This is a genomic window from Mycobacterium sp. ZZG (assembly GCF_054786995.1).
The window spans coordinates 1-7,926 of the sequence record NZ_JBTBFV010000103.1 but is presented as its reverse complement, the minus strand read 5'-3'; the positions used below and the strand labels follow the sequence as shown (position 1 = coordinate 7,926).

The following is a 7,926-nucleotide window of genomic DNA, read 5'->3' as shown; positions in this document are numbered from 1 at the left end:
CTTTCACCGGAAGTGCCTTTCTGAAGTTGTGCCGATAAGTGCGTAAGGAACACTCATCATCGCAGCTCAGAGGGCACTTTCCTCATATCAACACTCGCCTACCAGGCAATTCATCGGTGGATTCAGGTTTAGACAGCCACCGTCACCCACGCGCCGGCGGCAACGGCACCAACCCCGACGAGCGGGCGCGCCACCGGGCACACCTGAACTGCGGCAGGACTACGGGCCGCCACCCGAACGCATCGCATCCCTCTCCATGCCGGTTAGGCGCGAGCCCAGGTCGATGTCGGTCGCCACCCCGACGAGGGCCGTCGCGACGAGCGGCGCCGGCTCTCGGTCGGGCACCACCAGCCCGATCGCTGGACCGGGGCTGTGCACGACCATCGGCCGCGCCGCGAATCCCTGCGGCACCCCCAACTGCGACAGCCACGCGGCCGAGGCGATGGTGGCGCGCCGCGAGTGCGTCAGATGCGCGAAGAGCGCGTCGACCGAGTCGGCTTCCACCGCGGGACGATAGCGGACGCCTTCGGCGGCCATGTTGGCGTCGAGGATGCGACGGTTGCGCATCGTGGTGGTCAACGCGCACAGCTGCCGTGTCGACGCGTCCGCCCAGCTCACCTCGGCGCCGGCCATCAGTGGATCGTCGGCCGGGGCTACCAACACATACCGCTCCCGGTACATCTCGACCGACCGCGTGCCCGGTGGCGCCTCGTCGTCGAGATAGGTCAATCCGGCGTCGATCTCGAAATCGGCGAGCCGGCGTGCGATCTCGCGCGACGACAATGCCTCGATGCGCACCGAGGCCGCCGGATTGCGGGCCAAAAACTCCGCGGTGATGAACGGACTGGCCGGCACCGCCGTCGGGATCGCCCCGAGCCGCGCCGTGACGGTCAACCGGCCGCGCATCCGTTCGAGGTCGGCGAGCATTTCGTCGCGCTCGGCGATGATCCGCTGGGCCCAGCTGACCACCCGGCGTCCCTCTTCGGTGAAGCCCTCGAAGCGGTGTCCGCGCTGGACGATGACGACGCCCAGGTCACGTTCCAATCGACGGATCGCCACCGACAGGGTCGGCTGACTCACATGACAGCGCGCAGCCGCCCGCCCGAAGTGACGCTCGGCCGCCAGCGCCAGGAGGTACTCCAGGTGTTGCAACAGCACCGCGCTCCCCTTCCGGGACCCCCAAACAGCAGAACGATAGACAGCGTCTATCACCGCATGTGAAATACCAAATGACAACCCTTCCGCACCGGCCGAGGTCCGGTGGTCCGGCGTCTAGATTGGGACCATGGCCCCCGCGAAGGACGTCGACGCCGACTACGACGAGCTGGATGTGCAGGTCAGCGAGCGCAAACGCGAGGCCGCCGGCGTCAAGGCCGTGATGGTCAGCATGCAGCGCGCGCTGCAGCAGATGGGCCCCGTCCGCACGGCCGCCGCGCTGATCAGACTCAACCAGCGGCACGGGTTCGACTGCCCCGGTTGCGCGTGGCCCGAGGAGCCCGGTGGGCGCAAGTTCGCCGAATTCTGCGAGAACGGCGCCAAGGCCGTCGCCGAGGAAGCCACCAAGCGCGTGGTCACCCCCGAGTTCTTCGCCCGCCACACCATCGCCGAACTCGACGCCAAGCCCGAATATTGGCTGTCCCAGCAGGGCCGGCTGACCCACCCGATGGTGCTGCGGCCGGGTGACGACCGATACCGGCCCATCGAGTGGGAAGCGGCGTACCGGTTGATCGCCGACGAGCTCGGCGCCCTCGGCGACCCGAACCAGGCCGTCTTCTACACCTCGGGACGCACCAGCAACGAGGCCGCGTTCCTCTACCAGTTGTTCGTGCGCAGCTTCGGCACCAACAACCTGCCGGACTGTTCGAACATGTGCCACGAGTCCTCGGGGACCGCGCTCGTCGACGCGATCGGCATCGGCAAGGGATCGGTCACCGTCGAAGACCTGGTGCAGGCCGACCTCATCGTGATCGCCGGCCAGAACCCCGGCACCAACCATCCGCGGATGCTGTCGGTGCTGGAGAAGGCAAAGGCCAACGGCGCGAAGGTCATCGCGGTCAACCCCCTGCCCGAAGCCGGCCTGATCCGGTTCAAGGACCCGCAGAAGGTGCACGGCGTGGTCGGCGACGGGGTGCCGATCGCCGACGAATTCGTACAGATCCGCCTCGGCGGCGACATGGCGTTGTTCGCCGGTCTGGGCCGGCTGCTGTTGGAGGCTCAGGACGAGGCCGGTCCCGGAGTGCAGATCGTGGACCGCGATTTCGTCGCGGCACACACCGCGGGGTTCGCCGACTACGAGGCGCGCACCCGTGCCGTCGATCTCGACACCGTACTCGAGGCGACCGGTATCGACCGCGCGCAACTCGACCGCGTCGCGGCGATGATGGCGACGTCGCGACGCATCGTGGTGTGCTGGGCGATGGGCCTGACCCAGCACAGGCATGCGGTCCCATCGATCAGCGAGATCTGCAACCTTCTGTTGATGCGCGGCATGATCGGCAAACCCGGCGCCGGTCTGTGCCCCGTGCGCGGCCACTCCAACGTCCAGGGTGACCGCACGATGGGGATCTGGGAGAAGGTGCCCGAGCGGTTCCTGGCCGCCCTCGACGACCGGTTCGGCATCGCCAGCCCGCGCGACCACGGCTATGACACCGTCGACGCGATCCGCGCGATGCGCGACGGCAAAGCCACGGTGTTCATGGCCATGGGAGGCAATTTTGTCTCCGCCACCCCGGACACCCCGGTCACCGAGGCCGCGTTGCGCAACTGCTCGCTGACGGTCCAGGTGTCGACGAAACTCAACCGCAGCCACCTTGTCCACGGCCGCACCGCGCTCATCCTGCCGTCGCTGGGACGCACCGACCGCGATGTACAGGCGACCGGCAAACAGCTTGTGTCGGTAGAGGATTCGATGTCGATGGTGCACTTGTCACGCGGCAGCCTGCCCCCGCCCGGCGATCAGGTGCGCAGCGAGGTCGCGATCATCTGCCAATTGGCCCGCACGGTGTTCGGCCCCGGCCACCCCGTGCCCTGGGAGACGTTCAACGCCGACTACGACACCATCCGGGACGCGATCGCGGAGGTGGTCCCCGGATGCGAGGACTACAACCGCAAGGTGCGTGCTCCCGACGGGTTCCAGCTGCCGCATCCGCCGCGAGATTCCCGCGAATTTCACACTGCGACAGGAAAAGCCAACTTCGCGGCATATCCGCTCGAGTGGGTGCCGGTGCCCGACGGCCGACTGGTGCTGCAGACGCTGCGCAGCCACGACCAGTACAACACCACCATCTACGGGCTCGACGACCGCTACCGGGGCGTCAAGGGCGGCCGGCGGGTGGTGTTCGTCAACCCCGCCGACCTGGACAGGTTCGGGCTGTCCGACGGCGACCGCGTCGACCTGATCTCCGAATTCCCCGCTGCCGACGGTCAGGTGCAGGAGCGATGCGCGAAGGACTTCCGCGTCATCGCGTACCCGACGCCGGAGGGCAACGCCGCCGCCTACTACCCGGAGACGAATCCGCTTGTGCCGCTGGACCATACCGCCGCAAAGTCGAACACGCCGGTGTCCAAGGCCGTTGTGATCAGGATGGAGCGCAGCTGAATGGGCCGGGTGACCGCGCGCCGCCGGGTGCATCACGTGACGACCGAGGACGCCGTCGCGCGACCGGACACCCTGGTCGTCGAGGAACCGTTGGAGATTCGGGTCGACGGCAAGCCGATCACCGTCACGATGCGCACCCCGGGCTCGGACGTCGAACTGGCACAGGGTTTCCTGCTCACCGAGGGCATCGTGCGGGGCCGCGAGGACATCATGTCGGTGCGCTACTGCAGGGGCGCGACCGCCCCCGCCCCCGTCCCCGAATCGCTTCGCTCCAGCCTGCCGGACGACGGTTCGGGGCTTTCACAGAACACCTACAACGTCCTGGATGTGACGCTGGCCGACGGTGTCCCGCCGCCTGATGTGGATCCCACGCGGAACTTCTACACGACGTCGTCGTGTGGGGTCTGCGGCAAGGCATCGCTGGACGCCGTGCGGTTGATCATCAGACACGCCCCCGGCGACGACCCGGCGACGGTCACCGCCGAAACGCTGTCGGCGATGCCCGACAAGCTGCGCGGGGAACAGAAGGTGTTCGCCGCCACCGGAGGACTGCACGGTGCGGCGCTCTTCGGCACCGACGGTTCCCTACTCGTGGTCCGTGAGGACATCGGCCGGCACAACGCCGTCGACAAGGTGGTGGGGTGGGCACTGGAGAACCGGCGGATCCCGCTCGGCGACACCGTACTGCTGGTCAGCGGCCGCGCGTCGTTCGAATTGACCCAGAAAGCGGTGATGGCCGGCATTCCGGTGCTCGCCGCGGTGTCGGCCCCGTCGTCGCTGGCGGTCGATCTGGCCGCCCAATCGGGTGTCACGCTGGTGGCCTTCCTGCGCGGTGATTCGATGAACGTCTACACCCGCCCCGACCGCGTGCTCAGCTGAGCGGCCTTTGCGCGATCTCCACGATTTCTCCACACAGGCTCCAAGCACACGTGTCGGGTCGGCGGCGAGCATCGACACATGTCGCAGATCCTCATCGCATCCTGCCCGCCGGTCGGACACATCTCGCCGCTGCTGAACGTCGCACGCGGACTCGCCGCCCGCGGTGACCGCGTCTCCGTGCTGACCAGCTCCCGCCATGCCGACAAGATCCGAGCTGTCGGCGCGGATCCCGTGCCGCTGCCCTACGCCGCCGACTACGATGATTCTTCGTTCGACGCCGACCTGCCGGGACGCGCGCAGACGTCCGGCTTGGCACGGCTCAACTTCGACATCGAGCACATCTTCGTGCGGCCTATGCCCGTTCAGTTCGGAGCGCTCAAAGAAGTGTCGGCGAGCCACCACTACGACGCCGTCATCGCCGACGCGTTGTTTCTCGGTGTACTGCCACTGCTCCTCGGCGATCGCGGCGCCCGCCCGCCGATCCTGTCCTACTCCACCACACCGCTGTTTTTGACTAGCCGCGACACCGCACCGGCGGGGCCGGGGATAGCGCCGATGCGCGGCGTGGTCGGCAGGCTGCGCAGCCGCGCCCTGACACTGGCCACGCAACGGGCCGGATTGCGCCCGGCGCACCGGGCCGCCGAACGGATGCTCGCCGCGATGGGCGTACCGAAGCTGCCGGTGTTCGTCTTGGACTCCGCCGTACTGGCCGACCGGGTGATCGTCCCGACCATCCCCGAATTCGAGTACCGGCGCAGCGATCTTCCCCCGCATGTCCGATTCGTCGGCGCTGTCAGTCCACCGCCTGCCGACGACTTCGTCGCGCCGCCCTGGTGGCATGAGCTCGACAGCAGCAGGCCCGTCGTGCATGTCACCCAGGGCACGGTCGACAATGCCGACCTGCGCCGACTGGTCGAACCGACCATCGAGGCGCTGGCGGCGGAGAACGTCACCCTCGTCGTCACCACCGGCGGCCGCCCGCTCTCCGAGATCCGAACATCGTTGCCCGCCAACACTTTCGCCGCCGAATACCTACCCCATGAGGTCCTGCTGCCCCGAGTCGACGTCATGGTCACCAACGGCGGTTACGGCGCCGTGCAACGCGCACTGGCCGCCGGAGTGCCCATGGTCGTCGCCGGCCGGACCGAGGACAAGCCCGAGGTGGCGGCCCGGGTACGGCACTTCGGCGTCGGGGTCGATCTGCGGACCGCCACACCGACTTCGCACACCGTCCGCCGTGCCGTGCGGCAGGTGCTCCACGATGCGGCCTATCGCGCCCAAGCTCGTCGGCTGCAGTGCGCATATGCGGGCCGCGACAGCATCGCCACCATCGCCGCGCTGGTCGACGAGGTGGTCGCCGAGTGGGCACCACCTCTGCAGTCGACCTAGGCGGAGGGGGCGGCGCACCCCACGTGGTGAAAATGCGTTGAGGGCCGTCAGTCGCGATGACTGACGGCCCTCAACGCAATCTCAACAGGGACTCTAGGCGGACTTGTCGCGACGTTCGGTCCGCGACGGCTTGCGCGGCACGATGGTCGGTAGCACGTTGTGCTCGACGGTCTCCCTGGTCACGACCACCTTGGCGACGTCGTCGCGGCTCGGGATGTCGTACATCACCGGCAGCAGGACTTCCTCCATGATGGCCCGCAGACCGCGCGCGCCGGTGCCCCGATGGATGGCCTGATCGGCAATGGCCTCCAGCGCCTCTTCGTCGAACTCCAGCTCCACCCCGTCCATCTCGAACAGCCGGGTGTACTGCTTGACCAACGCGTTCTTCGGCTGGGACAGGATCTGCACGAGCGATTCCTTGTCCAGATTGGTCACCGACGCCACGACAGGGAGCCGGCCGATGAACTCGGGGATCAGCCCGAACTTGATCAGATCCTCGGGCATCACCTCGGCGAAGTGATCCTGGGTGTCGATCTCGGCCTTGGAGTGCACCTCGGCGCCGAAGCCGAGTCCGCGCTTGCCGACGCGGTCGGAGACGATCTTCTCCAACCCTGCGAACGCACCGGCGACGATGAACAACACGTTGGTGGTGTCGATCTGGATGAACTCCTGGTGCGGGTGCTTGCGGCCGCCCTGCGGGGGCACCGAGGCCTGCGTGCCCTCCAGGATCTTCAGCAGCGCCTGCTGAACGCCTTCACCGGAGACGTCGCGGGTGATCGACGGGTTCTCACTCTTGCGGGCGATCTTGTCGACCTCATCGATGTAGATGATCCCGGTCTCGGCGCGCTTGACGTCGTAATCGGCGGCCTGGATCAGCTTGAGCAGAATGTTCTCGACGTCCTCGCCGACGTAGCCGGCTTCGGTCAGCGCGGTCGCGTCGGCGATGGCGAACGGGACGTTGAGCATCTTGGCCAGCGTCTGGGCCAGGTAGGTCTTGCCGCAGCCGGTGGGGCCGAGCATCAGGATGTTGGACTTGGCCAGCTCGACGGGCTCGGAACGCGAATCGCGCGACTTCTCTCCGGCCTGGATGCGCTTGTAGTGGTTGTAGACGGCCACGGCCAGGGTGCGCTTGGCGGTGTCCTGACCGATGACGTATCCCTCGAGGAACTCCCGTATCTCGGCCGGCTTCGGCAACTCGTCGAGTTTGACATCGTCGGCGTCGGCGAGCTCCTCTTCGATGATCTCGTTGCACAGATCGATGCACTCGTCGCAGATGTACACACCCGGTCCCGCGATGAGCTTCTTCACCTGCTTCTGGCTCTTGCCGCAGAACGAGCACTTCAGCAGGTCGCCGCCATCTCCAATGCGTGCCATGGTGCTGGGGTCCTACTTCCTGTCGCCGTCGATATCCAGTCGTTTCGGTGCGGGGCACCGGGACCGCTTGTGTAGCCCCGACTTGTGTAGCCCCGACGCTACCCGCTGTTTCCGCCGCTGTGCGACCGATAAAGCCGAATAGCGTCGGTGGTATTCACGTGTAGTTGCGTCAACATATCGCCTGACCCGCCCGCGATGGTCGCGTAACGCACCACCGTGTCTCTGGCGTGTCGCCGCCGTTACCCGACCGAGAGTACCTGCCTGGGCAGGGTGTAACCGGTCGACCTCTTGACCTGCGTCATCGGACGTGCGGTGGCGGGGTGGGAATCCTCGGCGCGACCGGACGGTGCTGGTCAGCGACGGCGGGCCGGCCACCGAACTCGAAGCGCGCGGCCACGACCTGTCGGACGGTCTGCGGTCGGCGCGGTTGCTGGTGGACGCGCCCGAGGAAATCGTCGCGGTGCCTGCGGCGTATTTCGCCGCGCCCGCGACGCGCACGGTGCGGCTGCTGCCGGGTCGGCCCGGCGGAGATCAGCCGGATTGCCGGCGAGCTGAGCGCCTAGGAGTCTGCTGAATTAGTGGGTTGATGGGGCGGGGCGTCTCAAGCGCTCGTCGGCGCGTGTGTGAAGTCACAGGCAGGCCGACAGATTCGGGATTGCCCCGCCGTTTGGGGCGTGGCAATCCGA

At 67.3% G+C, this 7,926-nt stretch carries 5 protein-coding genes and 1 pseudogene; 4 read left to right on the top strand and 2 right to left on the bottom strand.

The window, feature by feature from the left end; all coding sequences use genetic code 11:
* Window positions 1–219: 219 nt before the first annotated feature.
* Window positions 220–1,158 carry a LysR family transcriptional regulator gene (locus ACXMYJ_RS28070; protein ID WP_460359437.1) on the bottom strand — a complete coding sequence of 313 codons (939 nt, stop codon included), beginning with the start codon at window positions 1,156–1,158 and terminating at the stop codon, window positions 220–222.
* Window positions 1,159–1,285: 127 nt separating this feature from the next.
* Between ACXMYJ_RS28070 and ACXMYJ_RS28065 the strand changes: the two genes are divergently transcribed.
* The 3 genes from ACXMYJ_RS28065 (at window position 1,286) to ACXMYJ_RS28055 (ending at window position 5,866) form a co-directional block, all read left to right on the top strand.
* Complete coding sequence (locus ACXMYJ_RS28065) at window positions 1,286–3,598, top strand: FdhF/YdeP family oxidoreductase (RefSeq protein ID WP_460359436.1); 2,313 nt, start codon at window positions 1,286–1,288, stop codon at window positions 3,596–3,598.
* Window positions 3,599–4,477 carry a formate dehydrogenase accessory sulfurtransferase FdhD gene (fdhD, locus tag ACXMYJ_RS28060; RefSeq protein WP_460359435.1) on the top strand — a complete coding sequence of 293 codons (879 nt, stop codon included), beginning with the start codon at window positions 3,599–3,601 and terminating at the stop codon, window positions 4,475–4,477.
* 78 nt (window positions 4,478–4,555) lie between these two features.
* On the top strand, window positions 4,556–5,866 hold the full coding sequence (locus tag ACXMYJ_RS28055; protein WP_460359434.1) for a glycosyltransferase: 1,311 nt from the start codon (window positions 4,556–4,558) through the stop codon (window positions 5,864–5,866).
* Window positions 5,867–5,959: 93 nt separating this feature from the next.
* Here ACXMYJ_RS28055 and clpX read toward each other — a convergent pair whose 3' ends face one another.
* Window positions 5,960–7,240 carry an ATP-dependent Clp protease ATP-binding subunit ClpX gene (gene clpX / locus ACXMYJ_RS28050; protein ID WP_443189497.1) on the bottom strand — a complete coding sequence of 427 codons (1,281 nt, stop codon included), beginning with the start codon at window positions 7,238–7,240 and terminating at the stop codon, window positions 5,960–5,962.
* A 307-nt stretch (window positions 7,241–7,547) separates the two neighbouring features.
* Between clpX and ACXMYJ_RS28045 the strand changes: the two are divergent.
* A pseudogene (locus tag ACXMYJ_RS28045) lies at window positions 7,548–7,730 on the top strand (homocysteine S-methyltransferase family protein); the annotation flags it as partial.
* Window positions 7,731–7,926 lie beyond the last annotated feature (196 nt).

Excerpts from the sequence above, each read along its gene's own strand:
- ACXMYJ_RS28065 (WP_460359436.1), top strand. The coding sequence starts at position 1,286 with ATGGCCCCCGCGAAGGACGTCGACGCCGACTACGACGAGCTGGATGTG.
- fdhD (WP_460359435.1), top strand. The coding sequence starts at position 3,599 with ATGGGCCGGGTGACCGCGCGCCGCCGGGTGCATCACGTGACGACCGAG.
- ACXMYJ_RS28055 (WP_460359434.1), top strand. The coding sequence starts at position 4,556 with ATGTCGCAGATCCTCATCGCATCCTGCCCGCCGGTCGGACACATCTCG.
- clpX (WP_443189497.1), bottom strand. The coding sequence starts at position 7,240 with ATGGCACGCATTGGAGATGGCGGCGACCTGCTGAAGTGCTCGTTCTGC.